The sequence below is a fragment of the Pseudokineococcus lusitanus genome, assembly GCF_003751265.1.
GTDB classification, from domain to species: domain Bacteria; phylum Actinomycetota; class Actinomycetes; order Actinomycetales; family Quadrisphaeraceae; genus Pseudokineococcus; species Pseudokineococcus lusitanus.
Genome location: NZ_RJKN01000001.1, coordinates 574,940 through 599,421, shown reverse-complemented (window position 1 = coordinate 599,421; position 24,482 = coordinate 574,940). Strand labels below are relative to the sequence as shown.

The window sequence follows — 24,482 nt, the reverse complement described above, 5'->3', positions numbered from 1 at the left end:
GCGCTGGGTGTGGTTCGGCTGGTGGTTCTGTGCCCGGGCGGGCCGCGAGCGCGGCTGGCGGCGGTCATGCGAGGGACCCGACGGCGCAGGCGCCGGCGAGCAGGAGCAGGGCGAGAGCCAGGCAGAGGGCGGCGATGAGCGCTGCCTCCTCGTCGCGGTGGAGAACGGCGTCGAGGGCGTGGCAGCCGCCGAGCGCGCCGACGGTTCCTGCGAGCACGCCGAGGGCGGCGGCAGCGAGGACGGCTGCGGCGCTCATGTGGGCTGCTCCGTGGCGAGGTGGTCGAGGGCGTCGAGCTGGCCGTCCACGTGGTCGTGGTGCTGGGCGCGCTGGGTGATCCAGCGGTGGATCTGCGCTCGTCGGTCGGGGCTGAGGCCGTCCCACCACACGTCGGCGGCGGTGACGCCGAGGGGCGGGCGGGAGGTGGTGGGGCTTGACGCCGCCCGCCGGGTCGCCGTGGGGGGTGACGCGGGCGCCGGCAGCTCGAGGTCGAGCGCCGGGTGGTCGGCGGGCGGCGTGGTCACGGCGTGGGCTCAGCCGGCCATGCGCACGGGCATGAGCAGCGAGACGAGGAGGTCGTCGGGCTCGGGCGTCGCCGCGAGGTCGTCGGCGGCCGGGGCGGGCCGGACCGGCGACTGCAGGGCGACGACGGGCTTCTGCGTCGGCTGGGACTCGTGGAAGACGAGGCGGACGGTGGTGGCCGTCAGCGAGCGCAGCAGGCCGGGCGCGAAGCCGCGGTTGAGGGCGATGGTGATGCGCTCGGCGTTGTCGTCGGGCTCGGCCCAGCCGGTCACGGTGACGGCGGTGCGCGCCTCGCCGCCGTGGGACGTCGACGTCACGCGCAGGGTTGCGCCGTCGGGACCGGAGACGAGGGCCAGACGCAGGGGGTCGTTCATGGCGGCCAGAACAGACACGCGGGCGAAGGCGGTGAGCAGGGCGACCCGGTCGACGTCGACCCAGACGCGCGCCCCTGTCACGTCGGGCAGGAGCTGGTCGATCCTGGGGTACTCGCCGTCGACGGCGAGCTGCGTCCACGTCTCCTCGCCGGAGGACCAGCGGACGTAGTCGCGCTGGCCGGGCGGGCCGTCGAGGCGGTGCCACCACACGGCCCGCTCGGCGCGCCACCGGTCCGCGAGCGCGGCCAGCGGGCGGGCGGGCACGAGGAGCCCGGCGACGGGCTCGGCGACGGTGGCCGGGGCGGCCGCGCGGGCGAGGCGGTAGCGGTCGGTCGCGGCCGTGACGATGTGGCCGTCGTCAAGGTGGACACGGACGGCGGTGAGGATCGGCAGCGTCTCGTCGGGCGAGGCGGCGTAGGCGGGACGCGCGGCGGCGGCCATCGCCTCGCCCGTCATGGTGGCGAGGAGCACGGCGGGGCCGGCGTCCAGGTCGGACCAGTCGTCGTCGGGGTGGCCCAGGGGGACGGCGTAGGAGGCGTCGGCGCCCTCGACGAACAGGCGCCGGCCGGTGCCGGTGCGCGCGTCGAAGTCATCGCCGGCCGCTGCGCCCACGGACAGGTGGACGGTGGCCCGGCGCCCGATCGCCTTGACCAGCGCGGGCAGGTCCGCGGCGAGCGCGACGACGCGGCCCTTGCGGCCCGGGCAGACCAGGCGGACGGAGGCCTCGACGGTGCGGTCGCGGTCGTGGTCGCCGCCGGTGACGGTCAGCGCGGTGCCGTCGTGCTGCAGGAGCACGTGCCTGCCGCCGCGGCGGGCGCCGGCGCCTGCCGTGCGGACGAAGGCGAGCGCACGGGCCAGGTCCTCCTGGGCGACCTGGGCGGCGAGGCCGCTCCGCGGGGCGGCCGTGGGCGTGCTGGTGGCGGTGGGGGCGTCGGCGAGGGTCGCGTTCATCGGGTGCTCCTGGCGTCGTCGTGGTCGGGGGTGGGCTGCTGAGGGAGGCGGCCGGTCTCCGCGAGGGCGTGGAGCTCGTTGATGAGGGCGGAGGGGGCGGCGTCGGCCCACCGGTCGAGAACCTCGACGAGCAGGCGGGTGGAGACGGTGGTGCGGGGGCGCGGCGGCTTGGGCGTCGCGGCGGCGGGGCGGGCGGCCGACAGGTGAGGGGCGGGCGCGGCGCCGTCGGGCGCCTGGTCCTCGACGTCGACGAGCACCGCGGAGCCCGGTGCAAGGTCGTCGGCCTCGCCGGCGGCGTAGCGCTGGACGGTGCCCACGGAGACGCCGAAGACGGCAGCGATCTCGGGCCAGGTGGCCTTGAGCTCGCGGAGGCGCCGCACGGTGTGGGCGCGCTCGGCCGCGTCGACGCCGGCGCGGTGGACGTTCTCCTGCACCGAGGCCTCGAGCCACTCGCGCAGCGGCAGCGGTTCCGGGTGGATGACGGCGGTGAGCCGCGGGATGCCCGCCATGCGCGCTGCGGCGACGCGGCGGTGACCGGCGCGCAGCCGGAGCCGCTCGCCCCACCGCTCGACGCTGATGGGCGACTGCAGGCCGTAGACGAGCAGCGAGTCGGACAGGGCCCGGAGGTCGCCGAGGTCGCGGCGGATGTTGTGGGGGTGGAAGTCGACCTGGTCGAGGCGGACGAGGGCGACCCGCTCGCCCGTCACGACGCGCCCTCGGTGGGCGGCTCCTCGGCCGCGGGGCGGACGTCGTCGGGGAGGGCCTGCTCCTCGACCGGTGACCACGTGTAGCCCATGCCGGCGAGCGCCCGGAGGTAGTCGCCGGCGCGCTGCCACACCCAGCGGGAGGTCGTGTCGGCGATGCCGGCCTCTTCGGGCAGCCACTCGGCGACGCGGATGAGGGCGACGAGCTCGGGCAGCGGGCGGCCGGTGAGCGCGGTGGTGAGCGCGGTGCGCTGGCCGGCCGCGGCCTTCTTGGCGAGCCGGTCGCGCTCGGTGTAGTCGAGGTCGGCGCCGTAGCCCGGCGGGAGGGGCAGCTCGATGTCGAGGATCTCGGCGAAGGCGGCGACGGAGCCGCGGCCGCTGCCGGCGACCTTGTCGACGATGACCTCGACAGCGGCGGTGATGGCCGCCGCCGGCGACAGCGCGCTGGCGTGGTCGGCGAGGTGGGCGCGGCGGAGGGTGGCCGCCAGCTTCAGCGCGGCGTCGAGCTCGCGCTCCCTGTCCTGCCGCTCCTGCTCCCTGGCGGCCGCGGCGGCGGCTGCCTCGTCGCTGCCCCGCGACGGGGCCTCCCACCCGGTCACGTTGGCGTGCAGCACGGGCTGGTCGCAGCAGTACTGCACGTACCCCGGCTGCCAGCCCGTGTACGTGCCCGCCCGGCCCTGCTGGATGTACGCGCAGTGCCCCGGGCACGAGGCGTGCCCCTCGACGGCAAGGGCGGCGCGCGCCTCGGCCGCGGCCGCCGAGGCGGCCTGCTCGGCTTCGTCCTCTGGAACGTCCTCATGCTGGGCGTCCAGCACCGCGGTGAAGGCCTGCTCCGACGCCGCCTCGCTGAGGTCGTCGAGGGTGACGACGACGTCGCCGTCGGGCCGCTCCTCGACCCGGCGGGTCTGCGACCGCTCGACGTCCCGGACGTCCCTGGTGAAGGCCTCCGCCCCGGTCCGGGCGTTGCGGGCGTCCTGCAGGGCCCAGGACCAGCTGCTACCGCCGAGGTGCTTGGCGAGCGCGTCGTGGACCTCGGGGAGCCCGTCGAAGGACGCCAGCTCGATGGCCTGCTCGATCGGCACCTGCCCGGCGATGACGCGGGTGCGGACCGAGTCGGGTGACCCGGAGAGGGTGATGCGGCCGCGGACGAGCTGCTGCGACCGCCCGATGTTCTTGGCGAGGTCCTTGACCGAGACGCCGTAGTCGAGCGTCAGGGCCCGGTACGCGTCGCCCTCCTCAACCGGGGTGAGGTCGGTGCGCTGGCCGTTCTCCACGAGCATCGCCTGCAGCTGCTCGGCCTCACCGACGAGGTCCTCGCGGACCACGCACGGCAGCACCGTCAGCCGGGCGGTGGTGGCGGCGGCGAGGCGGCGGTGGCCGGCGATGACGACGTACTGCTGCTGCTTCGACCGGCTGCCCTTGGCGGGCGCCATGGGCGCGACGACGAGGGGCTGGAGCACGCCCTGCGTCTTGATCGACGCGGCGAGGTCGGTGACGTCGCCGACGTCGACGCGGACGTTCTTGGGGTGCGGGGTGAGGTGCTTGGCGGGGATCTCGGCGAAGTGCGTCGAGGGTGCGGTCTCGGCGGGGGCAGCGGTCACGGTGGGGCTCCTGGCGGTCTTCAGCGGGGACGGGTCGTAGTGCTGCGTGCTGGGGCCGGGCTCAGGCGAGCCAGGCGAGGACGGCGTCGCCGGCGAGGCGCTCCCACGTGCCCGGGCGGGCGTCGGCGGAGGCCTCCGCCCGGTCGAGCGCGGCGACCGCGGTCCGCGCGTAGACGACGGGGCCGACGAGGACGGCGCCGTCGTCGGTGCGGTGCTCGACGTGGAAGGCCGGCCGCGGCCCGGCGGGCGCGGTGGCGCAGCGGGTCACTCGTCGCCCCAGCGGGGCACGGTGACGTCGACGACGTCGGCGGCCGCGGCCGAGCCCTGCTGGGCGCGGCGCAGACGCTCCCGGTGGGCGTAGCCCTCGTTGCGGGGGCACACCTGGGCGTGGACGCGGTGCAGCCGCTCGTTGGGCTCGAGCGGGCGGGCGCCCTCGCGGTCGACCGACCGAGCGAGGCCCGACATCGGGCCCGTCCGGCGCACGGCCAGCGCGGCGACGGTCGGCCGCTCGTCCGGGGCGCGGTGGAAGTCGACGAGGACCTCCTGCCCGGCCTCGTCGCGGACGACGAGCACCCGGGCGCCGCAGCCGGCGGGGCAGGTCGGGACCGGGTCGCCGACCTTCCGCTTCCGCACGTGCCGCGACCGGCTCACCGGAACCTCCGGTAGCCCGACGCCTTGTACTGGCCGCGAGAGGCCTTGCCGGCGGCGCGGCCGCGGCGGATCGTCTCGTCGAGCGTCGGCAGGTGCGGCGCGCGCTTCGGCGTCGCGCGGAGCATCGCGATGGCGTCCTCGTCGAGCTCCTCGCCCCGGGCCGCGGCCTTCGCCAGCGACGTCGGCAGCAGCGACTCCTCGAGCGGCAGCTCGTCGTCGGCCATCACGCACCGCCGTCGGCGGTGCGCCGCTCGTCGACGTCGATCGGGCCCGTCCGGTAGCGCAAGCCGTCGGGCCTGCGCGCCGGGCGCCAGCCGAGGTCGAGCACGAGCCGGACGACGGCCTCGACGTGCTCCTCGGCCAGCTGCGGGCGCCCGGTGACCGGTGCCGGGTCACGCAGGTGCGCGGCCAGGTCGAGCAGCGGCCAGCCCTCGACGTCGTGACCGAGCTCGTCGGCGAGCGCCTGCAGGTGCTCGGTCGTGGCGGCGACGTCGTGACACGCGCACGCGCAGCCCTTGCCCTGGCAGCCGCGGGCGTCGCCGACGTGCTGGTGGCGGCCGGCGAAGCAGTCGTCCGTCATGACGACGGGGCTGCCGCCGCGGCGGTCGGGCAGGTGCGCGGCCGCGCCCGGGTGGTCCTGGCGCAGCTGCTCGCGGTCCTCAGGGCTGGCGGGCATCGGGCACCTCCTCGGCGGCCGGGCTCTCCACGGGCGGTCGGATCGCGACCGCGATGGCGTTGAGGGCGGTGGCGCAGCGGTTCACGCCGGCGGCGGCGCGGTGGACGCCGCGGACGAAGTCGACGGCGAGCGCCAGGCCGGCCTCGAAGCGGTGGATCTCCGCGACGCGCTGGTGCCCTCCGAGGGCGGCGCCGTGGGCGCGGTCCCGGGCGGCGAGCGCTTCGCGGAGCCAGCGGTGGCTGCCCCAGGCCGCGGCCAGGTCCTCGGGAGGCGCGTCCGCCGCCGTGGGCGGGTCGCTGGCGGGCGCGGTGGCGGCGGCCATGTCCTCGGCGGTGGGGCCGTCCTCGACCTGGTCAGCGAGCCAAGCGCCCTCGCCGGTCGGGACGCGGACGCGGCCGGCGGCGAGGTCGCGGGGTGTCGGGGCGCTCATCGGCCCCACCGCCACACGAGAGCACCGAGGACGGCGCCGAGCACAAAGGCGGCCGGGGTCGCGAGATCGCCGGCTGCACGGATGAGCTGGACGCCGGAGACGGTGGCGCCGTTGTGCTCGATCGAGACGTCGCCGCGGATGGCGACGTTGCGGAGGACTGCCCCGGGGCCGGTGGTGGTGACGGTGGCGGTCATGAGGGCCGCCCGACGATGACGGCCTCGATGACGTGCGCGTGGACCTGGCCGAAGCGGCCGACCTGCTGGCGCCACGCCGGGTCCGGCGGGAAGACCGCCCAGAAGCGGTCGGGCCCGCAGCCGGCGCGGTGCACCTCGAGGCGCCGGTCGAGGACCCGGGCGAGGGTGTCGGCGTCGGTCATCGCCTCGGCGTGCGTGGCGAAGCCGCGGACGATGAGGCTGCCCGCCATCAGCGGGGTGAGGTCGCCGGTGGTGCGCCGCTCCGGATGGGACGTCGGCGCGGGCCGCTGGGGGCGCTTCTCGCGCGGCTGGGCGCTCACGCGACCCTCCGCAGCTGCAGCGCCTCGCGGCGGGCCTGCGCCTCGTCGTACGCCGCGACCCGTGCACGGCCGGCCTCGTGGCGAGCGCGGGCCTCGGCGACGACGTCGCGGACGGCCTGCTCGGCGCCCGGGGCGATGTAGCGGACGGCGTCGCGCGCGGGGCGGGCGAGCACGAGCAGCAGGACGACGAGGGTGCCGAAGGTCAGCGCGCCCGTCGCGACCTTGACGGCGATGTCGCCGGCGAGGCCGGCCGCCTCGAGCGCGGTCACCGAGCACCGCCCCGGGTGGCGACATGCAGGTGCCGCTCGCCGGCGTTCTTGCTGACGAGACGGACCGCGGCGGCGGTCGGCGTGCTGGCGCGCTCGAGGGCGTCGTCGTCGAGGACCTCGACCGCGAGGAGCGCCCAGACGTGCACGTGGACGTCGTGGGCGGAGCCGTCGACGAAGACGAGGGTGCGGCCGGGCGTGTAGCGGGTCGGCGCGAGCCCGGCCGTGGCGCCGAGGACGCCGGCCCACGCGTGCACCTCGTCGACGGTGCGGACCTGCACCTGCAGTTCGCGGGACGTCGTCTCGGTCGGCTGGCCCTCTCGGCGGTAGGCCGAGAGGTGGACGACGCCGCTCGGCAGGTCGGGGTGCTGCTCGGCGAGCCACTGCAGGGCGGTCAGCGCGCTGGCGTGCTCGGCCAGCGTCGTCGTGGCCCAGCGCGGCGCCTCCGTCGTCGGGGCGCTCACCGGGCGCTCCGGACGCGGTGCACGCGGCGGGCGCGGCGCGCGGCACGGTTCGCAGCGCGGCGGCGGGCGACGACCTCGAGCGGGACGGTGCCGCCGTAGATCGGCTTGCCGCTGCGGTTGAGCGCGAGCAGCAGCGGGAGGCTGCTGGGGGTGTCGGTCGTGGACTCCATGGGACTCTCCTGGTGTCGGTGGGCCCGCCCCAGCAGCTGCCAGGCGTGAGGGGGCGGGCCCGTCGTCGTCGTGCGGGCTGGTGCAGGGGAGTGGGGGACCGGCCGCCCGAGCGCGACGGGGGTGGGCGCGCTCGGACGGCCGGGGCTCAGGGGGCCGGCGCCCGGGGCGTCGGCAGGAGCGCGAGCAGCGGGGCCGTCGCGGCCTGCCGCTGCCGGCGGTCGATCTCGAGTGCGTCCTCGTCGGCGCCGGCCGAGGTGCGGGCCAAACCCAGCACGAGGACGACCAGCGCGAGGGCACCGAGGACGAGGAGGCTTCCGACGACGGCGAGCGCGGTCACGACGTCACCGCGGCGGCCGTCGGCTCGTCGGCGAGCAGGGTGCTGGTGGGGACCTCGAGGAGGTCGGCGACGGCCTGCAGCTCGTTGACGTCGAAGGGCACGACGCCGGCGAGGCGGCGGTAGACGGCGGGCTGCGACATGCCGAGATGGCGTGCGACAGTGGCCTGGCTGATCTTGCGACGTGCCATCTCGGCTCTCACCGATGCGGCGACTCGCTCAGCGACGCGGGGCATGCCGGGATGGTGCGTCGCTCAGCGACGCGGTGTCAACCCCAACGCGTCGGTGATCGTGCTGAGTCGTCTCTAGAGGGTGAAGTCGCGCGATTGGCGTGACACGCCTAGCGGGTGCTCTATACGCTCACCGCATGAGCACAGTCACTCCGCTGCCCAGGCGAGGCAGCGCCCGGGACCTCGTCGCCGGCCAGGTCCGCGCTGAGCTGGCGCGGGCGCGCATCAGCGTGCGGTCGCTGGGCAACTTGCTGGGGCAGTCATCGGCCTACTGGAGCAGGCGGGCGACGGGGCAGACGGCCTTCGACGTCGACGACCTCGAGCAGCTGGCGGGCCTGCTCAACGTGCCGGTCGGCTACTTCGTTGGAGCCGTGGACGCACGAGGCCCCCGCCCGGATGGACCGGACGGGGGCCAGGTTGCCTCCGAGTGCGCCGCCCCGGACTCGAACCGGGAACCCACTGATTAAGAGTCAGTTGCTCTGCCAATTGAGCTAGCAGCGCGGGTGCGAGGACGAAGGTACCAGCGGGCGCGGGACGTGCGAAATCGAGGCCGTCGACCGGCGCCCACCGGCCTCGCGGGTCAGCGGGTGGTGCCCTCCGCGTCGTCGTCGGCCGCGTCCTCGTCGGAGGCGACCTCGCCGTCGGCGCTGCCGCCGAGCGCCCACCAGCTGTCCTCGGGGAGGCCCTCGTCGCCGAGGATCGTCTCGCTGTCGGGGCCCTTGGGCGCCGTGAGGTCCATGAGCAGCGACAGGGGCACGTGCTCGCCGAGCATGTCCATGACGTGGTCGCTGCCGCTCGTGCTGTCCTCGTCGCCCTGGCCGACGACGTCGACGCCCTCGGGCGGGGTGGTGGGCTCGCTGGCCATGAGGTCCTCCTGCGGGACGTGCCGGTCGCGTCCCGCTGCCCGGCGGTGGGCCCCGTCGGGTGGGCACGACAGGGCGAAGTCTGTCAGACCGGACGCCGGCGGCGGGAGGGGGACGCGAGCGCGGGGCCGTCCGGGTGACGCGGGCAGACCGGGGAGCCCGTGACGCCGAAGCGCCGCCGGCCGCGGCCCGGGACGACGACGCCCCGCCGGCCGCAGGGGCCGACGGGGCGTCGGATGGGGTGAGTGACGGGACTTGAACCCGCGGCCACCGCGACCACAACGCGGTGCTCTACCAGCTGAGCTACACCCACCATCGCTGCGCCGACGTCACGGGGACGCCGTCGAGCGGGACCACTGTACCCGCTGCCGGGCGGCGGTCGAGACGGTTCCGGGCCGGTGCGGGACGGGCGTCAGGCGCGCGCCACCCGGGCCGCCGCCGCCCGCGCGGTGGCGGAGTCGGGGCCGGGCGCGGGCACGAAGACGGCCTCGCGGTAGTACCGCAGCTCGTCGATGCTCTCGCGGATGTCCGCGAGGGCCCGGTGCCCGCCCTTCTTCTCCGGGGAGGCGAAGTACGCCCGGGGGAACCAGCGGCGGGCGAGCTCCTTGACGGACGACACGTCGATGATCCGGTAGTGCAGGTGGTCGACGAGGTCCGGCATGTCGCGGGCGAGGAAGCCCCGGTCGGTGCCGACCGAGTTGCCGGCCAGCGGCGCCTTGCGCGCCTCGGGCACGAGGTCGCGGACGTGCGCGAGCACCCGCTCCGCGGCGTCCTCCATGGTCGTGCCCTCCGCCAGCTCCTCGAGGAGGCCGGAGGAGGTGTGCATCTCGCGCACGACGTCGCGCATCTGCAGGAGGGCCGCCTCCGGGGGGCGGATGACGACGTCGAGGCCCTCCCCGACGACCTGGAGGTCGGAGTCCGTGACGAGCACGGCCACCTCGACGAGGGCGTCGGCGACCAGGTCGAGCCCGGTCATCTCGCAGTCGATCCAGACGATGCGCTGGGAGGAGGGTGAGGTGGCCATCCGGCGATGCTAGGGCGGCGGTCCCGCCGTCGCCGGGAGGGTCGCCGCGGCAGCGGCTAGCGTCCCCGTCATGAGCCAGCAGGGCGCCCCCGGCGGCGACCACGTCCGCCCGGTCGGCGCCGACGGCCCCGCCCCGGCGGGGACCGCCGCGGAGGCCGAGGACGTCGCCCCGGTCGGACCCGTCGTCCCCTCCCCGCGGCCCCCGAGGAGCCGTCGCCGCCGCGCTCGGGCGCTCCTCGTCGGCACGGTGCTGGCCGTCGTCATCGTCGCCGGTCTGTCCCGTGTGCTGTGGATCATCGTCGAGGACACCAGCCCGTCGGCGGTCCTCGTGGCCCTCGTCCTCGCGCTGCTGCCCGTCCTCCTCGTCGGCGCCGCCTTCCTGTGGCTCGACCGCTTCGAGGCCGAGCCGCCGGGCCTGCTGCTGTTCGCCCTCGGCTGGGGCGGGGGCGTGGCGACGGCCATCGCGCTGGCGGTCAACACGCAGGCGTCGGTGCTGCTCGACGACGCCGGCCCGCCCGGGCTCGTGACGCTCGCCGTCGTCGCACCGCTGACGGAGGAGGTGGCGAAGGCGCTCGGCGTCGTCGGCGTCCTGCTCCTGCGCCGGCGCGAGCTGGACGGCGTCGTGGACGGCATCGTCTACGCGGGCATGGTGGGCATCGGCTTCGCCTTCGTCGAGAACGTCCTCTACTTCAGTCGGTCGCTCGTGGGCGGCGGCACGGACGAGCTGGCGGTCGTCTTCGTCCTGCGGGCCGTCGTGTCGCCCTTCGCGCACCCGCTCTTCACGATGGCCGTCGGCGTGGGCATCGGCCTCGCGCTCACGCGCCGCGGGCCCGCCCGCTGGCTCTTCCCGGTCGCCGGCCTGCTCGTCGCCGTGACGTTGCACGGGCTGTGGAACGGGTCGACGTTCGTCGACGTCGCCGGGGGTCTCGGGTTCCCGCTCGTCTACGTGCTCCTGCAGGTGCCCGTCTTCGTCGGCGCGGTGGTGCTGGCGGTGCTGGCCCGCCGCCGCGAGTCGCGCGTCGTGCGGCGGCACCTCGACACGTACGCCGCCGCCGGGTGGATCACCGGGCCGGAGGCGGCGATGGTCGCCTCGCTGCCCGAGCGGCGTCGGGCGCGGCGGTGGGCCCGCGCCGCCGGCGGCCCCGGGGCCGAGGCCGCGATGGTCGAGTTCCAGGAGCTGGCCTGCGAGCTCGCCTTCGCCCGGGAGCGCCACCGCGGCCGCCCGGTCGACGAGGAGGCACGCACGGAGGAGGAGCGGGTGCTCGCCAGCCTGTGGCTGCTGCGGCGCCGCTTCCTCGCGCCGTCGGGCGGGCCGACCGTCCTCGGCCGGGCACCGGTCCCCGCCTGAGCCGGGCGCGGCGCGCGGCTACCCTCGCCGGTGCCGGCCCTCGTAGCTCAGGGGACAGAGCAGGAGCCTTCTAATCTCTTGGTCGCAGGTTCGAATCCTGCCGGGGGCGCACCGCCGCACCGCTGTCGTCCGCCCACGTGCCCGTCGTCCGCCAGGCGCGCACGCCCGACCGCATGCGGTGCCACGCCCCCCGCCACGGGTGCGTCGAGCCGCCGAGCGGCGCGGGCGGCGGCGCGTCCGGGCAGGTGGCGCCGGGCGGGGGCGTGCGCGGTGCCCCCCGGTCCCGCGGCCGCGGCCAGCTCGACGGCCCGGTGAAGCGCAGTGCCATGTCGTCCCCCTGCGGTGCTCGACCCCGGGCCCCCCGCCCGGGTGCGGCACCCCGCGCGCCCAGTGTGGGGGGCAGCGGCGCGGTGCGCACGGGAACTTTCGGCACCTTTCCGTCGACGGATGGGGTCGACGCCGGGACGTCGCCCGGACGGGTGAGGGCGACGCCGTCCCGGTCGGCCCCGGCGGACCGGTGGGCGAGCGGCGGGCGACCCCGGGCTGGCACGCTGGGTCCGTGAGCGAGGCGCAGGGCACCGAGGACCTCGTCCGCGCCCTCGAGGAGCTGCGGGCCGGCCTCGCCGACCTCCGGCTCCCGCTCGACCTGCCGGACGGCGCCCGCGGCCGTGCCGCCGCGACCGCCCTGCGGGACCGGCTCGACGACCACCTCCTCCCGCGGCTGCGGGCCGTCGACGCGCCCCTGCTCGCCGTCGTCGGCGGCTCGACGGGTGCCGGCAAGTCCACGCTCGTCAACGCGCTGCTGCGCGAGCGGGTCTCGGTGGCCGGGGCCCTGCGACCGACGACGCGGGCCCCCGTCCTCGCGCACCACCCCGAGGACGCGCGCTGGTTCACCGGCGACCGCGTCCTGCCGGCGCTGGCCCGGGCCACCGGGGCCGAGGAGCAGGTCGCCCCGCCGTCGGCCGACGCGCCGGGGCCCGCCGAGCTGCGGCTCGTGGCGTCCGCCGGGGTGCCGCAGGGCCTGGCCCTCCTCGACGCGCCCGACGTCGACTCCGTCGTCGACGCGAACCGTGCGCTCGCCGCCCAGCTGCTCGGCGCGGCGGACCTCTGGCTCTTCGTGACGACGGCGTCGCGCTACGCCGACGCCGTCCCGTGGGCGCTGCTGGCCGACGCCGCCGCGCGGGGCGCCTCCGTCGCCGTCGTGCTCGACCGCGTGCCCTCGGGTCCGGGCGACGCCGACGTCCTGCGCGAGGTCCGGGGCGACCTCGCCGGCATGCTCCGCGACGGCGGCCTCGGCGCGGCGCCGCTGTTCACCGTGCTCGAGGGCGCAACGGGGGAGGACGGGCTCCTGCCCGCCGCCGCCGTCGCGCCGCTGCGCCGCTGGCTCGAGGACCTCGCCGGCGACGCCCGGCGGCGCGCCACCGTCGTCCGGCGCACCCTCACCGGGGCGCTCGAGGCCGTGCCGGCCTCCGCCGCACCGGCGCTCGGCGCGGCCGCCGCCCAGACGGCCGCGCTCGAGGCGCTGCGGTCCGACGTCGTCGCCGCCTTCGCGCAGGGGCGCGAGGAGCTCGAGGGCGAGCTGACCGACGGGACGCTCCTGCGCGGCGAGGTGCTCGCGCGCTGGCAGGAGTTCGTCGGGACCGGCGAGCTCCTGCGCAACCTCGACTCGGCCGTCGGGCGGCTGCGCGACCGGGTCTCGGCCGCCGTCCGCGGGCGCCCCGCGCCGCGCCCGGAGCCCGTGGGCGACGCCGTCCGCACCGGGGTGGTCGCCCTCGTCCGCGCCCGCTGCGCGGGCGCGCTGGACCGCACGCGCGACCGCTGGCTCGCCCGTCCCGCCGGCGCCCAGGCCGTGGCGCTGGCCGGCTCGGCCGGCACCGCCGGCGACCTGCTCGACCTGCCCGCGGACTTCGACGAGCGCGTCGCCCGGCTCGTGCGCGACTGGCAGCGCGGCGTCCTCGAGCTCGTCCGCGAGGAGGGGGCGGGCCGCCGCTCCCGCGCCCGGGTCCTCTCCTTCGGCGTCAACGCGCTGGGCGTCGCGCTCATGGTCGTCGTCTTCGCGAGCACCGCCTTCATCCCCACGGGCGCGGAGGTCGGCGTCGGCGTCGGCGCGGCCGCCGTCGGCCAGCGGCTGCTCGAGGCCGTCTTCGGCGACGCCGCCGTGCGCGCGCTCGCCGACCGGGCCCGGGCCGACCTGCTCCGCCGCGTCGACGAGCTCGTGGACGGGCCGCGCGTGCGGCTGCTGGAGGTCCTCGCCGCCACCGGCGTCGACGAGGAGGCCCCGGCCCGGCTGGAGCGGGCCGTGGCCGCCGTCGTCGCCGCCCGCCGGGCGACGGCGTGAGCGGGCTCCGCGACCGGGTCGGCGCCCTCCGCGGCCGTCGGGCCGAGGAGGAGGTGCCCGTCGACGCGCCGGCGCTCGCCGAGCGGCTCGCCGCCCTGCGGGAGGCCGTCGCGCTCGGCGGGGAGCGGCTGGACCCGTCCGCCGTCGCCGCCGCCGGGCCGGTGCTCGACCGTGCGGACGAGCGCCTCCGGCTGGGCAGCGACCGCACCGTCGTCGCCCTCGCGGGCGCGACGGGCAGCGGCAAGTCCAGCCTCTTCAACGCGCTGTCGGGGCTCCCGATCGCCCAGGTCGGGGCCCGGCGGCCGACGACCTCGGTCTCCACCGCCTGCGTGTGGGGCCCGGAGCCCGCCGAGGAGCTGCTGGCGTGGCTCGAGGTGCCGCGCCGTCACCGCACCGAGCGGGAGAGCGCCCTCGACGGCGACGACGAGGCCGACCTGCACGGGCTCGTCCTCCTCGACCTGCCCGACCACGACTCGACGGCGGACGCCCACCGCCTCGAGGTGGACCGTCTCGTGCGGCTCGTCGACCTCCTCGTGTGGGTCGTCGACCCGCAGAAGTACGCCGACGACGCCCTCCACGCCCGGTACCTGCGGCGGCTCGCGGGCCACGACGACGTCGTGCTGATGGCGCTCAACCAGGTCGACCGGCTCGGCGCCGAGGACGCCGCCGCCGCCGAGGGCGACCTGCGGCGCCTGCTCGTCGAGGACGGCCTCCCCGGCGCGGACGTGCTGGCCGTCTCGGCGCGCACCGGGCAGGGCGTCCCGGCGCTGCGGGAGCGCCTGGCCGACGCCGTGGCCGCCCGCGCCGTCGCGCTCCGCCGGACCGCCGCGGACCTCGAGCAGGTCCGCGGCGCGCTCCTGGCCGGGACCGCCGACGGCGTGGTCGTCCCGACGGCGGGGGAGGTGCCCGGCGCCGGGGAGCTGGTCCGGGCGCTGGGGGCGGCGGCCGGGGTGCCCGCCGTCGTCGACGCCGTCGAGGCCGACACCCGTCGCCGCGCGGCCCGCCGGACCGGCTGGCTGCCGCTGCGCTGGACCGGCCGGCTGCGCCGCGAGCCCCTGCGCCGCCTCGGCCTCGCGCCCCGCGAGGACGCGGGCGGGGCGCCCGGAGGTGCGGAGCTCGTCGTCAGCAGCGTGCCCGCGCCCACGCCGTCCCAGCGTGCCGCCGTCGACCTGGCCGGGCGCCACGTCGCCGCCGAGGCCGGGCGACCGCTGCCGGAGCGGTGGCGCGGCGCCGTCCGCGCGGCCGCCGCCCCGGCCGGCGGCGACGTCGCCGACGCGCTCGACCGCGCCCTCGTCGGCGTCGAGCTGCCGCGCCCGACGCCGCGGTGGTGGGCCGTCGCCGGGGTCCTCCAGGCGCTGCTCGCCGCGGCCGCCCTCGCGGGGCTGCTCTGGCTCGTGCTGCTCGGTGCCGCGGCCTGGCTCCAGCTGCCGCCCGTCCCGGTGCCGGCCGTCGGCCCGGAGCGCACGGACGGCACCCGGGTGCTCCCGCTGCCGACCGTGCTGCTCGTCGGAGGGCTGCTCGGCGGGCTGCTCCTGTCCGCCGTCACGGCCCGGGTGGCGGCGGTCACGGCGCGGCGCGCGCGGCGGACGGCGCAGGAACGGCTCGACGCCGCCGTGCGGACCGTGGCGGACGGGGCGGTGCTCGCGCCGGTCGCCGCGGTGCTGGCCGAGCACGAGCGGGTCCGGGCGGGCCTGCTGCCGGGCGGGGGCGGTCGCGCGTCCTCGGCGTCGGGACGGCGCGGGCGCGCCCACTAGCCTGGGGGCATGGCCGAGTTCATCTACACCATGACCAAGGCGCGCAAGGCGCACGGCGACAAGGTCATCCTCGACGACGTCAGCATGTCGTTCTTCCCCGGCGCCAAGATCGGCGTCGTGGGGCCCAACGGCGCCGGCAAGTCGACCATCCTCAAGATCATGGCGGGGCTCGACCAGCCCTCGAACGGCGAGGCGCGCCTGTCCGCCGGGTACAGCGTCGGCATCCTCATGCAGGAGCCGCAGCTCGACGAGACCAAGGACGTCCTCGGCAACGTCAAGGACGGCCTCGGCGAGATCGTCGCCAAGAAGGAGCGCTTCGACGCCATCGGCCTCGAGATGGCCGAGCCCGACGCGGACTTCGACGCCCTCATGACCGAGATGGGCGCGCTGCAGGAGGAGATCGACGCGGCCGACGCGTGGGACCTCGACTCCCAGCTCGACCAGGCGATGGACGCCCTCCGCTGCCCGCCCGGCGACGCCGACGTCACCGTCCTCTCCGGCGGCGAGAAGCGCCGCGTGGCCCTCTGCAAGCTGCTGCTGAGCAAGCCGGACCTGCTGCTGCTCGACGAGCCCACCAACCACCTCGACGCCGAGAGCGTGACGTGGCTCGAGCAGCACCTCGCCGCGTACCCCGGTGCCGTCCTCGCGGTGACGCACGACCGGTACTTCCTCGACAACGTCGCCCAGTGGATCGCCGAGGTCGACCGCGGCCGCCTGTACCCCTACGAGGGCAACTACTCGACGTACCTCGAGAAGAAGCAGGCCCGCCTGCAGGTGCAGGGCAAGAAGGACGTCAAGATGGCCAAGCGCCTGGCGGACGAGCTCGAGTGGGTGCGTTCCAACGCCAAGGGCCGGCAGACGAAGTCGAAGGCCCGCCTGGCCCGCTACGAGGAGATGGCGGCCGAGGCCGAGCGCACGCGGAAGCTGGACTTCGAGGAGATCCAGATCCCGCCGGGCCCGCGCCTGGGCAGCCAGGTCATCGAGGTCTCGGACCTCCGCAAGGGCTTCGGCGACCGCGTCCTCATCGACGGCCTGTCGTTCACGCTGCCGCGCAACGGCATCGTCGGCGTCATCGGCCCGAACGGCGTCGGCAAGACGACGCTCTTCAAGACGATCGTGGGCCTCGAGGAGCCGGACTCCGGCACGGTCAAGGTCGGCGACACCGTGAAGATCTCCTACGTCGACCAGGGCCGGCAGGGCCTCGACCACAGCAAGACGCTGTGGGAGACCGTGTCCGACGGCCTCGACTGGATCCACGTCGGCAACGTCGAGATGCCCTCGCGGGCGTACGTCTCGGCCTTCGGCTTCAAGGGGCCGGACCAGCAGAAGCCGGCCGACGTCCTGTCCGGCGGCGAGCGCAACCGCCTCAACCTCGCCATGACGCTCAAGGAGGGCGGCAACCTGCTGCTCCTCGACGAGCCGACGAACGACCTCGACGTCGAGACCCTCGGCAGCCTCGAGAACGCGCTGCTGGAGTTCCCCGGCTGCGCCGTGGTCATCTCCCACGACCGGTGGTTCCTGGACCGGGTCTGCACCCACATCCTCGCCTACGAGGGCACGCCGGAGAACCCGTCGAGCTGGTACTGGTTCGAGGGCAACTTCGACGCCTACGAGGCGAACAAGGTCGAGCGCCTCGGCCCGGACGCGGCCCGCCCGCACCGTGTGACGTACCGCCGGCTCACGCGCGACTGAGCGCGCGCAGCACGAGGCAGAGGGGCAGGTCGCCGACGGCGACCTGCCCCTCTGCCGTCCCCGGGGCCCGCGCCGGCCGCGCGGCACCGGCGCAGGTCTGCGAGCATCGACGTGCTGCCCCGGTCCCGGCCGCACGTCCGCCCGACCTCGACGTGCTCGCCGACGGGACCTCATGACCAGCACCGACCCCGCGCTCCCCGGCCTGCCCGGGATCCCCGCCGGACGGTCGCCCTCCGACGGCACCGACGCCCCCGCGGGCCACCGCGACCCCCACCGGGACGGACCGGCCGGGACCCGCGCCGCCCTCCCGCGGCAGCGGGACCGACGGACCCCCGCGTGAGCCCCGCGGCCCCCGACGGGACGCCGCCTGCCGGTGCGCCCTCCCGGGGACCGCTCCCGCACCGACGGCGCGACCCGTGCCGTCGTCCCCCCGCCGGCGTCGGGCACCCGCGCCGCGCCACCTCCCCCGGAGCCGACATGCCCTCGACGAGCACCACCACCCCGCGCAGCACCGTGGTCCGGACCCTGCACGACGCCGGGCTGGCCGTCTGGTTCGGCGGCTCCCTCATGGGGGCCGTCGGCCTCAACGGGGCCTCCCGCCGCGTGGGCGACCCCACCGACCGGCTCCCCGTCGCGACCGAGGGCTGGGCCCGGTGGGCCCCCGTCCAGGCGGCCGCCATCGGCGCCCACCTGCTCGGCGGCGCGGTGATCCTCTACCGCAACCGCGGCCGCGTCGCGGCCCAGCAGGGGGTGCGGGCGAACACCAACGCCAAGCTCGTCCTCACCGGTGCGGCCCTCCTGGCGGCCGCGCGGACGGGCGCCCTCGGCGCCCGCACCGCGGCGGTGGGGCCCGTCCCCACGCGCGACGGCGTCGTGCCGCTCCCGTCGACGCCGGGCGACGTCGCCACGCTCCTGCAGCAGCTGCGGGTCTGGCAGTGGGTGACGCCGGCGCTGACCGGTGCGCTGGTCGCCCTCACGGCGCAGCAGGGCGAGCAGCAGAAGCCGGAGGAGCAGTCGCGCGGCCTCGTCCGCACGGCGCTCGGTCGGCGGCACGGGTGACCGAGACGCACCCGGAGTCGCTGCTCGACCTCCAGCACCGGCTCCAGGGGGTGGTGACCGCGACCACGGCGACGCACCGCGGGGCCCGCCCCGTCGACGTCGTGGCGGCCCTGCAGCGGGCGCTCGTCGCGGCGCACCTGCCGGACCAGCCGCCCTCGTGGATGCGGGCCTCCGCGTCCGAGATCTCCGCGGGCCGTCGGGTCGTCCTCGGCACGGCGGAGGCCCCCGAGGGCCTCGACCGCGCGGCCCCGGACCCCGACGTGCACGCCGCCGGCTGAGGCGTCGCCGCCGCGCGACGGCGTCAGCCGAGCAGCTGCGCCCGCAGCCCGGACAGCAGGACGTCCAGGCCCTGGTCGAGCTCGGCGCCGCCGTCGTAGCGCGCCAGGGCGCCGGCCAGGGCCCGGGTGCGGGGGAACTCGCCGGGGGGCAGGCGGTAGAGCCCGAGGCGCAGCAGGTCGTCGGTCTCCTCGGGGTCCACGACGAGCTCCTGGAGCTCGGTGAGGACGTGGCCGGCGACGAAGGACGTGACGGCGCGGTAGACGTGCAGGGCGTCCTCCGGCGCGAAGCCGGCGTCCTCCAGCAGCGCGAGGGTTCGCTCCAACGGGCGGAGGGTGCCGAGCGGGCGCAGCCCGATGGGGGTGGACAGCGGGCGGGTGATGACGAGCGGGGCGACGTGCGGGTGCGCCAGGGCGAGGGCGCGGAAGGCGTGGGCCGACGCGCGGAGGTCCTCCTGCCAGTCGCCGGACCCGGCCGGCGTCGCGAGCTGCTCCACGACGAGCTCGGCGATGCCGTCGAGCACGGCGTCGCGGTTGGGCGTGTGCCGGTAGACCGCCATGGGGTCGCAGCCCAGCTCGGCCCCGAGGCGCCGCATCGTCAGCGCGTCCAGGCCCTCCGCGTCGACCACGGCCAGGGCGGTCCGCACGACGCGCTCGCGGTCCAGCGCGCCCCGGCGCCCGGACGCGGGGCGGCGCGACGTCGGCCGCCGCTCGCCCCTCGCCCCGGCACGCCCCCCTCGACGGGCGTCACCGTCCGCCGCCACGGGGTCGTCGACCACCACGTGCACCGCCTCCTCCGCGTCCCGTCGTCGGGCCGGCGCGCGTGCCGCGTCCGCCCGTGTTGCACCATCCCCCGACCGCCCCTACCGTCTACAGCGGAGCCTACGTTGTAGACAGACGACGCAGGAGAGCCGTGGTCCCGCCCCGTGCGGTCGACCGGCCCTGGTCGCTCCCGCCCCAGACCTCCTGGCTCCAGTGCTGCCCGCGCACCCGCGGTCGCCGCACCCTCGACGGCGCGCACCAGCGCCACTCCCGACAAGGACATCCCCATGGCGAACGCCAACTCGACCGACCGCGCCGCCTCCGGCACGGCACCCCGCAGCTCCCGCCCGGCCCCCAGCACGCCCCGCAAGGCCAAGTCCACGGGCCTGGCCGTCGCGGCGCTGGGCGTCGTCGTCCTCAACGTCTCGCCGTTCATGAACTGGGTCGGCCTGGGCGCCGACGAGGAGCCCCGCCGCACGGGCTACGAGACCGACTCCCTCGTGCCCTTCATGGCCTACCTCGGCCTGGGCCTGCTCCTCGCGATGGTCTACGCCCGTGGGCGCTCCGACCACGGCCAGCACCGCGGCCTCACGCTCGTGTCCATGGCCGTCGCCCTCGCGGTGACGGTCCAGGCGGTGGCCTTCTCCTTCAACCCCATGGGCGGGCTCGAGCGCGGCGACGACCTGTCGGCGCAGATCGGCGTCTACGTGGCGATCGTCGGCGCGGCGCTGTGGGCCCTCGGCTCCGGCCTGCTCGCCAAGGAGATCGAGGGCGACGACCACGACCAGACCGACTACGACCACGGCACCGACGCCCGCTGACCACGGCGAGCCCGCTGACCCGTCCCACGCCCCCCGCCGCACGACGGCGGGGGGCGTGGGACGTCGTCGTCCCGGACCCCTCAGGCCGGACGGGCGTGCAGCTCCAGCGTGCAGCACTTGACCGAGCCCCCGGCCTTGAGCAGCTCCGACAGGTCGACGGGGACGGGGGAGTAGCCGCGGGCGGCCAGGGCGTCCGCCGTCCGGACGGCCGCGGCCGGCAGCACGACGTGGCGCCCGTCCGAGACGGCGTTGAGGGCGAGCAGCGCCGCCTCGTCCGCGGCGACCTCGAGCGCGTCGGGGAAGAGGCGTCGCAGCGTGGCGACGCCCTCGGCGTCGAAGGCCTCCGGGAGGTAGGCGACGTCGTCGTCGCCGAGCACGGCCAGCGCCGTGTCGAGGTGGTAGTACCGCGGGTCCACGAGCCGCAGGGGCACCACCGGCAGCCCGAGCGTCCGCGCGGCCTCCTCGTGGGCGGCGGGTGCCGTGCGGAAACCGGTGCCCGCCAGCAGCGTCCGACCGACGACGAGGAGGTCGCCCTCGCCCTCGCCGACGTGCTCGGGCGTCTCGACGGCGACGCCGTGCGCGCTCAGCCAGGCCCGGTGGTGGCCTGCCTCGGCCGCGCGCTCGGCGTGGGCGAAGCGGGCGCCCAGCGCCCGGTCGCCGACGACCACGGCGCCGTTCGCCGCGAAGACCATGTCCGGCAGGCCGGGCTCCGGCGGCAGCAGCAGCACCTCGTGGCCGAGGGACACGTAGGTGCGGCGCAGCTCCTCCCACTGCCGCAGGGCGAGCGCGCGGTCCACGGGGACGTCGACGTCCATCCACGGGTTGATGGCGTACCGGACGGCGAAGTGCTCCGGCCGGCACATCACGTACCGCCGCCGCCGGGCCACGCGGACGGTCCCCGCGATCGGGGCGGGACGGGGCGCCGGGACGACCGGCGGGGTGCCGACGCCGGCGGGCTCGGCGGAGGTCTGCGTCACGGACGGCGCTCCTGGGCTCGGGGCGCCGGGGCGCCGCGGAGGGGACGACCGCGGGACCGGACCGTCCAGCCGGACGGTAGGAGCGTGGCGCCGTACGGCACAACGCCGCCGCCCTGCGCACAGACGCGGGTCTCGTGCGTCTACGGTGCCCACGACGACGATCCGTTGCGCGAGGAGGAGCCCGTGGACGAGCTCGACGAGAAGGTGCTGCGCCACCTCGTCCGGGACGGCCGGGCGACCTTCGCCCAGGTGGGCGACGCCGTGGGGCTCTCGGCGTCCGCGGTGAAACGGCGGGTGGACCGCCTGGTGGAGAGCGGGGCGCTCCGTGGCTTCACGGCCGTCGTCGACCCCGCGGCGCTGGGGTGGCGGACCGAGGCCTACGTGGAGGTCCGCTGCGACGGGCCCGTCGCGCCGGCCGAGCTGCGCCGCCGCCTCGTGGAGATCCCCGAGGTCGTCGAGGCCGTCACCGTGACGGGCCGCGCGGACGCGCTCCTGCGGCTGCTCGCCGCGGACGTCCAGCACCTCGAGCGGGCCCTGGAGCGCGTGCGGGACGAGCTGGACGTCGCCGCGACCGAGTCGGTCATCGTGCTGTCCCGCCTGCTCGACCGGGCCCGCCCCGGCACCTGACCCCCGCCCCTCCCGGGTCTTCGTGCGCTTCCACCGCCCTGACGGCCGCTTCCGGCGGTGGAGGCGCACGAAGACCGGAAGGGGGAGGGGCAGCGGGTCAGGTGGCGATGCCGGCGCCCGCGCCCGGGCGGGGCGGGCGGACGAGCCCCTCCTGGGCTACCGTGGCGGCGAGGACGCCGTCCCGGCGGTGGAGGCGGCCCGTGGCGAGGCCGCGGGCGCCCGACGCCGTGGGGGAGGACTGCGCGTAGAGGAGCCACTCGTCGACCCGGGCGGGCCGGTGCCACCAGAGGGCGTGGTCGAGGCTCGTCATCCGCAGGCCCCGGGTGGCCCAGGTGAGGCCGTGCGAGACGAGGACGGGCTCGAGGAGCGAGTCGTCGCTGGCGAAGGCGAGGACGGCGCGGTGCAGGGCGTCGTCGTCGGGCAGGGGCGCGGTGGTCCGGAGCCAGACCGCCTGCCCGACATCGGGAGGCAGGTCGGCGACGGGGACGTGCCGGAGGTCGATGGGTCGTGAGCGGGCCCACCGCTCCGCCCAGGCGCGGGCGCCCTCGTCGAGCTCGTCCCCGGGGGGCGGCTGCCACGCGGGCGGGGCCTGGGGGCTGCCGAGCAGGTCGACGGTGGACCGCAGGTCCTCGGGCCCGGGGACGTCGGGCATCGCGACCTGGTGGTCGACGCCGTCGGCCGGCGTCTGGAACGAGGCGATCATCGACAGCAGCGGGCGCCCGTGCTGGAGGGCGTGGACCCGGCGTGCCGTGAAGGACCGCCCGTCGCGGAGCCGCTCCACGGCGAAGGTGATGGGCAGCCGCGAGTCGCCGGCGCGCAGGAAGTAGCCGTGCATCGAGTGGATGGGCCGGGCGGTGCCCGCGGCGGGGGGCGGCGGGTCGCCGGGTGCCGGCGCCCCCGCGCGGCCGTCCCCGACCGTGCGGGTCGCGGCGACGACGGCCTGCGCGAGCACCTGGCCGCCGAAGACCCGTCCGTGCGGCTGGGGGAGCGTCTGCCCCTGGAACACGTCCTGGCCCCGGTCGTCCACGCCGTCGGCGCGCAGGTCGAGGACGTCGAGGAGCTGCTCGAGCAGGCGCCCGGGGGCCCCGTCCCCGGGCCCGGTCGGCTCGGGCCACGAGGGCACCCCCGCCGCGTCCGGCACGGCGGCCACCGTCTCCTGCCGCGCGCCGTCGCCCCGGCCGTCCGTGCTCACCACGTGGACGACGGTACCGGCGCCGCCGCGGCCGCCCGGGGGACCCGTGCGGGCGGCCGCGTCCGCCCGCGGCCGTCGGCGCGGCCGCGAGCACCCCCGAGCGCCTGGGACGATCGGGCCATGCCCGTCCGCGACATCCCCGTCCCGCTGCGCTGGTCCGACATGGACGCCTACGGCCACGTCAACAACGTGCAGTACGTGCGCCTCATGGAGGAGGCCCGGATCCTCGGCTGGCGCGGCTGGCGCGGCGACGACGACACCTCGCGCGGCACCGGGACCATCGTGGCCCGCAACGAGGTGGAGTACCTCGTGCCGCTGAAGTACCAGTACGACCCGGTGACCGTGCGGCTGTGGGTCAGCCGGGTCGCGGGCGCCAGCCTCGACATCGCCTACGAGGTGCGGGGTCTCGCCGCCGACGCGCCCGACGAGGGGCTGCCCGCCGACGCGGACGGCTGGGTCGTCTACGCGCGTGCCGAGTCCACCATCGTGCTCGTCGACGTGGGCACCGGCCGCCCGCGGCGCATCACGCCGGGGGAGCGGGAGGCGTTCGCGGAGATGTCCGGACCGCCCGTCGCCTTCCGCCGCCGGCCCCGGGCCGAGGGCTGACGGGCCCGACGACGCCCGGGCCCGGCCCACGACGCCGGGGGTGCCGTCAGGCCTCCCCGGCCTCCCCGGCCTCCCCGGCCTCCTCGTCCGCGGGGGCGAGGTCGGCGGGCGGCAGCGCCAGGAGCGCGTCGGCCAGGGCGTCGTCGGCGACGAGCGTCGTCACCCAGCCCGTGCGGACGACGGCCAGCACCGCCGCGGCCCGGTCGGCGCCGTAGGCGACGGCGACGACCTCCGGGACGCGGGCCAGCTGCTCGAGCCGGAGGGCCATCACCCGGTCGTCGAAGCGGCTCGGCACGACGCTGCCGTCCGCGGCGAGGAGACGGCCGCTGACCTCGGCCACGGCGCCGGCGGCGACGCCGGCCTCCCGCTCGGCCGCGGAGACGATCGGCCAGATGGTCGACGTGCCCTCGCCCCAGGCGCCGACGGCCACGACGGCGGTCGTGAGGTCGTCGATGCGGCCGAGCGCGGCGGCGATGCCCGGGTCGCGCCGGAGCGCCTCGGCGGTCACGGCGTCGGCGGTGACGAGAGGCGCGTACATCGGCAGCGCACGGCCGCCGCCGACGGCGGCCGCCTTGCGGACGATCTCGACGGTCCCGGCCGCCGCGGTCTCGTCGTGCAGCGCGCCGGCCAGCTGGACGACCGTGCAGGCGGGCAGCCGCTGCAGCGCGGCGGAGGCGTGCGAGAGCGTGCGGCTCCACGTGAGGCCGAGGACCTCGCCCTCGACGAGCAGCTCCTCGAGCAGCCCCGCCACGGCCTCGCCGAGCCACTGGCGGGCCACGGACTCCTCCCGGCTGGAGGTGCCCGGCGTCTCGACGACGACCGCGCGCTCGAGGCCGAGGGCGTCGGCGAGCGCGACCGACCGGGCGGGGTCGGTGCCGCCGGGGACCTCGACGACGACGCGGACGACGCCGCGCTCCGCCGCCTCCTCGAGCAGGCGGGCCACCTTGAAGCGGCTGATCCCGAGGTCGGCGGCGATCTGCACCTTGCTGTCGCCGAGCACGTGGAAGCGCCGCGCCACCTCGCCGAGGAGCACGAGGCCCGTGGGGCCGGGCGGGTGCTCGGTCGGACGCTGGCCGGGGCCGCGTCGGCTCACGCGGGTCCCCGGGCGGGGCCCGGGCGCGCCGGGGGGCGCCGCCGCCGGAGGGCGGGCGCTGCTGCGGGCGGGTCGCACGTCGTCGGGGATCACCGCGTTGCTCATCCGTGAGAGGGCCTCGCTCAGGTGAGCGATCGCCGCACTGTAGCGCCCCCCGACGACGAC

33 protein-coding genes and 3 tRNA genes are annotated in these 24,482 nt (G+C 77.2%); 11 read left to right on the top strand and 25 right to left on the bottom strand.

Annotation, left to right across the window (positions count from 1 at the left end):
- Nucleotides 1-64: 64 nt before the first annotated feature.
- The 17 genes from EDC03_RS02725 to EDC03_RS02655 all read right to left on the bottom strand — a co-directional run bounded on the left by EDC03_RS02725 (nt 65) and on the right by EDC03_RS02655 (nt 7,892).
- Complete coding sequence (locus tag EDC03_RS02725) at nt 65-256, bottom strand: hypothetical protein (protein WP_123378597.1); 192 nt, start codon at nt 254-256, stop codon at nt 65-67.
- Nucleotides 253-522, bottom strand: a complete 270-nt coding sequence (locus tag EDC03_RS02720) for a hypothetical protein (RefSeq protein ID WP_123378596.1) — start codon at nt 520-522, stop codon at nt 253-255. The genes EDC03_RS02725 and EDC03_RS02720 overlap by 4 nt, the downstream gene beginning before the upstream one ends.
- Nucleotides 523-531: 9 nt before the next feature.
- On the bottom strand, nt 532-1,845 hold the full coding sequence (locus EDC03_RS02715) for a DNA polymerase III subunit beta family protein (RefSeq protein WP_123378595.1): 1,314 nt from the start codon (nt 1,843-1,845) through the stop codon (nt 532-534).
- The gene (locus EDC03_RS02710; protein ID WP_158674177.1) at nt 1,842-2,552 is read right to left on the bottom strand and encodes a ParB/RepB/Spo0J family partition protein; all 711 of its coding nucleotides are present in this window, start codon (nt 2,550-2,552) and stop codon (nt 1,842-1,844) included. The genes EDC03_RS02715 and EDC03_RS02710 overlap by 4 nt, the downstream gene beginning before the upstream one ends.
- Entirely contained in the window at nt 2,549-4,150 is a 1,602-nt protein-coding gene (locus EDC03_RS02705) for a ParB/RepB/Spo0J family partition protein (protein ID WP_123378593.1), read from the bottom strand. The genes EDC03_RS02710 and EDC03_RS02705 overlap by 4 nt, the downstream gene beginning before the upstream one ends.
- A 61-nt stretch (nt 4,151-4,211) precedes the next feature.
- Nucleotides 4,212-4,418, bottom strand: coding sequence for a hypothetical protein (locus tag EDC03_RS02700; RefSeq protein WP_123378592.1), 207 nt, complete (start codon nt 4,416-4,418; stop codon nt 4,212-4,214).
- Nucleotides 4,415-4,801, bottom strand: a complete 387-nt coding sequence (locus EDC03_RS02695; RefSeq protein ID WP_123378591.1) for a hypothetical protein — start codon at nt 4,799-4,801, stop codon at nt 4,415-4,417. The genes EDC03_RS02700 and EDC03_RS02695 overlap by 4 nt, the downstream gene beginning before the upstream one ends.
- On the bottom strand, nt 4,798-5,025 hold the full coding sequence (locus EDC03_RS02690; protein WP_123378590.1) for a hypothetical protein: 228 nt from the start codon (nt 5,023-5,025) through the stop codon (nt 4,798-4,800). The genes EDC03_RS02695 and EDC03_RS02690 overlap by 4 nt, the downstream gene beginning before the upstream one ends.
- The gene (locus EDC03_RS02685; protein ID WP_123378589.1) at nt 5,025-5,477 is read right to left on the bottom strand and encodes a hypothetical protein; all 453 of its coding nucleotides are present in this window, start codon (nt 5,475-5,477) and stop codon (nt 5,025-5,027) included. Before EDC03_RS02685 ends, EDC03_RS02690 begins: the two co-directional genes overlap by 1 nt.
- Nucleotides 5,461-5,907 (bottom strand): hypothetical protein, encoded by a 447-nt coding sequence (locus tag EDC03_RS02680; RefSeq protein WP_148057991.1) that lies wholly within the window; start codon nt 5,905-5,907, stop codon nt 5,461-5,463. Before EDC03_RS02680 ends, EDC03_RS02685 begins: the two co-directional genes overlap by 17 nt.
- A complete protein-coding gene (locus EDC03_RS02675) occupies nt 5,904-6,101 on the bottom strand; it encodes a hypothetical protein (protein WP_123378587.1) in 198 nt (65 codons plus the stop codon). Before EDC03_RS02675 ends, EDC03_RS02680 begins: the two co-directional genes overlap by 4 nt.
- The gene (locus tag EDC03_RS17450; RefSeq protein ID WP_158674176.1) at nt 6,098-6,421 is read right to left on the bottom strand and encodes a hypothetical protein; all 324 of its coding nucleotides are present in this window, start codon (nt 6,419-6,421) and stop codon (nt 6,098-6,100) included. The genes EDC03_RS02675 and EDC03_RS17450 overlap by 4 nt, the downstream gene beginning before the upstream one ends.
- On the bottom strand, nt 6,418-6,690 hold the full coding sequence (locus tag EDC03_RS17445) for a hypothetical protein (protein ID WP_158674175.1): 273 nt from the start codon (nt 6,688-6,690) through the stop codon (nt 6,418-6,420). The genes EDC03_RS17450 and EDC03_RS17445 overlap by 4 nt, the downstream gene beginning before the upstream one ends.
- Nucleotides 6,687-7,151 (bottom strand): hypothetical protein, encoded by a 465-nt coding sequence (locus EDC03_RS02665; protein WP_123378585.1) that lies wholly within the window; start codon nt 7,149-7,151, stop codon nt 6,687-6,689. The genes EDC03_RS17445 and EDC03_RS02665 overlap by 4 nt, the downstream gene beginning before the upstream one ends.
- Entirely contained in the window at nt 7,148-7,321 is a 174-nt protein-coding gene (locus EDC03_RS17760) for a hypothetical protein (protein ID WP_199719865.1), read from the bottom strand. Before EDC03_RS17760 ends, EDC03_RS02665 begins: the two co-directional genes overlap by 4 nt.
- 146 nt (nt 7,322-7,467) lie before the next feature.
- Nucleotides 7,468-7,659 carry a hypothetical protein gene (locus EDC03_RS02660; protein ID WP_123378584.1) on the bottom strand — a complete coding sequence of 64 codons (192 nt, stop codon included), beginning with the start codon at nt 7,657-7,659 and terminating at the stop codon, nt 7,468-7,470.
- On the bottom strand, nt 7,656-7,892 hold the full coding sequence (locus EDC03_RS02655; protein ID WP_123378583.1) for a helix-turn-helix domain-containing protein: 237 nt from the start codon (nt 7,890-7,892) through the stop codon (nt 7,656-7,658). Before EDC03_RS02655 ends, EDC03_RS02660 begins: the two co-directional genes overlap by 4 nt.
- Nucleotides 7,893-8,023: 131 nt before the next feature.
- Between EDC03_RS02655 and EDC03_RS18530 the strand changes: the two genes are divergently transcribed.
- Entirely contained in the window at nt 8,024-8,353 is a 330-nt protein-coding gene (locus EDC03_RS18530; RefSeq protein WP_123378804.1) for a helix-turn-helix domain-containing protein, read from the top strand.
- Here the strand turns inward: EDC03_RS18530 and EDC03_RS02645 are convergent.
- The 4 genes from EDC03_RS02645 to orn all read right to left on the bottom strand — a co-directional run bounded on the left by EDC03_RS02645 (nt 8,315) and on the right by orn (nt 9,773).
- Nucleotides 8,315-8,387, bottom strand: a tRNA-Lys gene (locus tag EDC03_RS02645). The two genes, EDC03_RS18530 and EDC03_RS02645, sit on opposite strands and share 39 nt — an antisense overlap.
- A 79-nt stretch (nt 8,388-8,466) precedes the next feature.
- Nucleotides 8,467-8,751 carry a hypothetical protein gene (locus EDC03_RS02640; protein ID WP_123378582.1) on the bottom strand — a complete coding sequence of 95 codons (285 nt, stop codon included), beginning with the start codon at nt 8,749-8,751 and terminating at the stop codon, nt 8,467-8,469.
- Nucleotides 8,752-8,986: 235 nt separating this feature from the next.
- Nucleotides 8,987-9,062: transfer RNA gene (locus EDC03_RS02635), tRNA-His, on the bottom strand.
- Between the two features lie 99 nt (nt 9,063-9,161).
- Nucleotides 9,162-9,773 carry an oligoribonuclease gene (gene orn, locus EDC03_RS02630; RefSeq protein WP_123378581.1) on the bottom strand — a complete coding sequence of 204 codons (612 nt, stop codon included), beginning with the start codon at nt 9,771-9,773 and terminating at the stop codon, nt 9,162-9,164.
- A 70-nt stretch (nt 9,774-9,843) separates the two neighbouring features.
- Here orn and EDC03_RS02625 point away from each other — a divergent pair, with 70 nt between their 5' ends.
- From EDC03_RS02625 to EDC03_RS02595, 7 genes are all read left to right on the top strand, one after another.
- The gene (locus tag EDC03_RS02625) at nt 9,844-11,121 is read left to right on the top strand and encodes a PrsW family intramembrane metalloprotease (RefSeq protein WP_123378580.1); all 1,278 of its coding nucleotides are present in this window, start codon (nt 9,844-9,846) and stop codon (nt 11,119-11,121) included.
- A 36-nt stretch (nt 11,122-11,157) separates the two neighbouring features.
- A tRNA-Arg gene (locus EDC03_RS02620) sits at nt 11,158-11,230 on the top strand.
- A gap of 450 nt (nt 11,231-11,680) precedes the next feature.
- Nucleotides 11,681-13,459: a GTPase domain-containing protein gene (locus EDC03_RS02615; RefSeq protein ID WP_123378803.1), complete on the top strand. Its 1,779-nt coding sequence runs from the start codon at nt 11,681-11,683 to the stop codon at nt 13,457-13,459.
- Complete coding sequence (locus EDC03_RS02610) at nt 13,456-15,213, top strand: GTPase (RefSeq protein ID WP_123378579.1); 1,758 nt, start codon at nt 13,456-13,458, stop codon at nt 15,211-15,213. Before EDC03_RS02615 ends, EDC03_RS02610 begins: the two co-directional genes overlap by 4 nt.
- Nucleotides 15,214-15,222: 9 nt before the next feature.
- Nucleotides 15,223-16,905 (top strand): energy-dependent translational throttle protein EttA, encoded by a 1,683-nt coding sequence (ettA, locus tag EDC03_RS02605; RefSeq protein WP_123378578.1) that lies wholly within the window; start codon nt 15,223-15,225, stop codon nt 16,903-16,905.
- 477 nt (nt 16,906-17,382) lie between these two features.
- Entirely contained in the window at nt 17,383-17,964 is a 582-nt protein-coding gene (locus EDC03_RS02600) for a hypothetical protein (RefSeq protein WP_123378577.1), read from the top strand.
- On the top strand, nt 17,961-18,242 hold the full coding sequence (locus tag EDC03_RS02595) for a hypothetical protein (RefSeq protein ID WP_123378576.1): 282 nt from the start codon (nt 17,961-17,963) through the stop codon (nt 18,240-18,242). Before EDC03_RS02600 ends, EDC03_RS02595 begins: the two co-directional genes overlap by 4 nt.
- A gap of 23 nt (nt 18,243-18,265) precedes the next feature.
- On the opposite strand, the gene EDC03_RS02590 is transcribed toward EDC03_RS02595, so the two are convergent.
- Nucleotides 18,266-18,886, bottom strand: a complete 621-nt coding sequence (locus tag EDC03_RS02590) for a TetR/AcrR family transcriptional regulator C-terminal domain-containing protein (protein ID WP_199719864.1) — start codon at nt 18,884-18,886, stop codon at nt 18,266-18,268.
- A gap of 402 nt (nt 18,887-19,288) precedes the next feature.
- Between EDC03_RS02590 and EDC03_RS02585 the strand changes: the two genes are divergently transcribed.
- Nucleotides 19,289-19,822, top strand: a complete 534-nt coding sequence (locus EDC03_RS02585) for a hypothetical protein (protein WP_123378575.1) — start codon at nt 19,289-19,291, stop codon at nt 19,820-19,822.
- A gap of 80 nt (nt 19,823-19,902) precedes the next feature.
- Here the strand turns inward: EDC03_RS02585 and ddaH are convergent, their stop codons facing one another.
- Nucleotides 19,903-20,727 carry a dimethylargininase gene (gene ddaH / locus EDC03_RS02580; RefSeq protein ID WP_422393788.1) on the bottom strand — a complete coding sequence of 275 codons (825 nt, stop codon included), beginning with the start codon at nt 20,725-20,727 and terminating at the stop codon, nt 19,903-19,905.
- Between the two features lie 255 nt (nt 20,728-20,982).
- On the opposite strand from ddaH, the gene EDC03_RS02575 reads away from it, so the two are divergent.
- Nucleotides 20,983-21,426 carry an Lrp/AsnC family transcriptional regulator gene (locus EDC03_RS02575; protein ID WP_199719863.1) on the top strand — a complete coding sequence of 148 codons (444 nt, stop codon included), beginning with the start codon at nt 20,983-20,985 and terminating at the stop codon, nt 21,424-21,426.
- Nucleotides 21,427-21,523: 97 nt separating this feature from the next.
- On the opposite strand, the gene EDC03_RS02570 is transcribed toward EDC03_RS02575, so the two are convergent.
- Entirely contained in the window at nt 21,524-22,498 is a 975-nt protein-coding gene (locus tag EDC03_RS02570; protein WP_123378800.1) for an acyl-CoA thioesterase, read from the bottom strand.
- Nucleotides 22,499-22,738: 240 nt separating this feature from the next.
- On the opposite strand from EDC03_RS02570, the gene EDC03_RS02565 reads away from it, so the two are divergent.
- Nucleotides 22,739-23,224 carry an acyl-CoA thioesterase gene (locus EDC03_RS02565; RefSeq protein ID WP_123378573.1) on the top strand — a complete coding sequence of 162 codons (486 nt, stop codon included), beginning with the start codon at nt 22,739-22,741 and terminating at the stop codon, nt 23,222-23,224.
- A 46-nt stretch (nt 23,225-23,270) separates the two neighbouring features.
- On the opposite strand, the gene EDC03_RS02560 is transcribed toward EDC03_RS02565, so the two are convergent.
- On the bottom strand, nt 23,271-24,317 hold the full coding sequence (locus EDC03_RS02560; protein WP_199719862.1) for a sugar-binding domain-containing protein: 1,047 nt from the start codon (nt 24,315-24,317) through the stop codon (nt 23,271-23,273).
- Between the last annotated feature and the right edge of the window lie 165 nt (nt 24,318-24,482).

What these genes read in the sequence shown, in the direction of transcription:
- EDC03_RS02725 (WP_123378597.1), bottom strand. Translation starts at nt 256, where the DNA reads ATGAGCGCCGCAGCCGTCCTCGCTGCCGCCGCCCTCGGCGTGCTCGCA.
- EDC03_RS02715 (WP_123378595.1), bottom strand. Translation starts at nt 1,845, where the DNA reads ATGAACGCGACCCTCGCCGACGCCCCCACCGCCACCAGCACGCCCACG.
- EDC03_RS02690 (WP_123378590.1), bottom strand. Translation starts at nt 5,025, where the DNA reads ATGGCCGACGACGAGCTGCCGCTCGAGGAGTCGCTGCTGCCGACGTCG.
- EDC03_RS02685 (WP_123378589.1), bottom strand. Translation starts at nt 5,477, where the DNA reads ATGCCCGCCAGCCCTGAGGACCGCGAGCAGCTGCGCCAGGACCACCCG.
- EDC03_RS02680 (WP_148057991.1), bottom strand. Translation starts at nt 5,907, where the DNA reads ATGAGCGCCCCGACACCCCGCGACCTCGCCGCCGGCCGCGTCCGCGTC.
- EDC03_RS02675 (WP_123378587.1), bottom strand. Translation starts at nt 6,101, where the DNA reads ATGACCGCCACCGTCACCACCACCGGCCCCGGGGCAGTCCTCCGCAAC.
- EDC03_RS17760 (WP_199719865.1), bottom strand. Translation starts at nt 7,321, where the DNA reads ATGGAGTCCACGACCGACACCCCCAGCAGCCTCCCGCTGCTGCTCGCG.
- EDC03_RS02655 (WP_123378583.1), bottom strand. Translation starts at nt 7,892, where the DNA reads ATGCCCCGCGTCGCTGAGCGAGTCGCCGCATCGGTGAGAGCCGAGATG.
- EDC03_RS18530 (WP_123378804.1), top strand. Translation starts at nt 8,024, where the DNA reads ATGAGCACAGTCACTCCGCTGCCCAGGCGAGGCAGCGCCCGGGACCTC.
- EDC03_RS02640 (WP_123378582.1), bottom strand. Translation starts at nt 8,751, where the DNA reads ATGGCCAGCGAGCCCACCACCCCGCCCGAGGGCGTCGACGTCGTCGGC.
- orn (WP_123378581.1), bottom strand. Translation starts at nt 9,773, where the DNA reads ATGGCCACCTCACCCTCCTCCCAGCGCATCGTCTGGATCGACTGCGAG.
- EDC03_RS02625 (WP_123378580.1), top strand. Translation starts at nt 9,844, where the DNA reads ATGAGCCAGCAGGGCGCCCCCGGCGGCGACCACGTCCGCCCGGTCGGC.
- ettA (WP_123378578.1), top strand. Translation starts at nt 15,223, where the DNA reads ATGGCCGAGTTCATCTACACCATGACCAAGGCGCGCAAGGCGCACGGC.
- EDC03_RS02600 (WP_123378577.1), top strand. Translation starts at nt 17,383, where the DNA reads ATGCCCTCGACGAGCACCACCACCCCGCGCAGCACCGTGGTCCGGACC.
- EDC03_RS02585 (WP_123378575.1), top strand. Translation starts at nt 19,289, where the DNA reads ATGGCGAACGCCAACTCGACCGACCGCGCCGCCTCCGGCACGGCACCC.
- EDC03_RS02565 (WP_123378573.1), top strand. Translation starts at nt 22,739, where the DNA reads ATGCCCGTCCGCGACATCCCCGTCCCGCTGCGCTGGTCCGACATGGAC.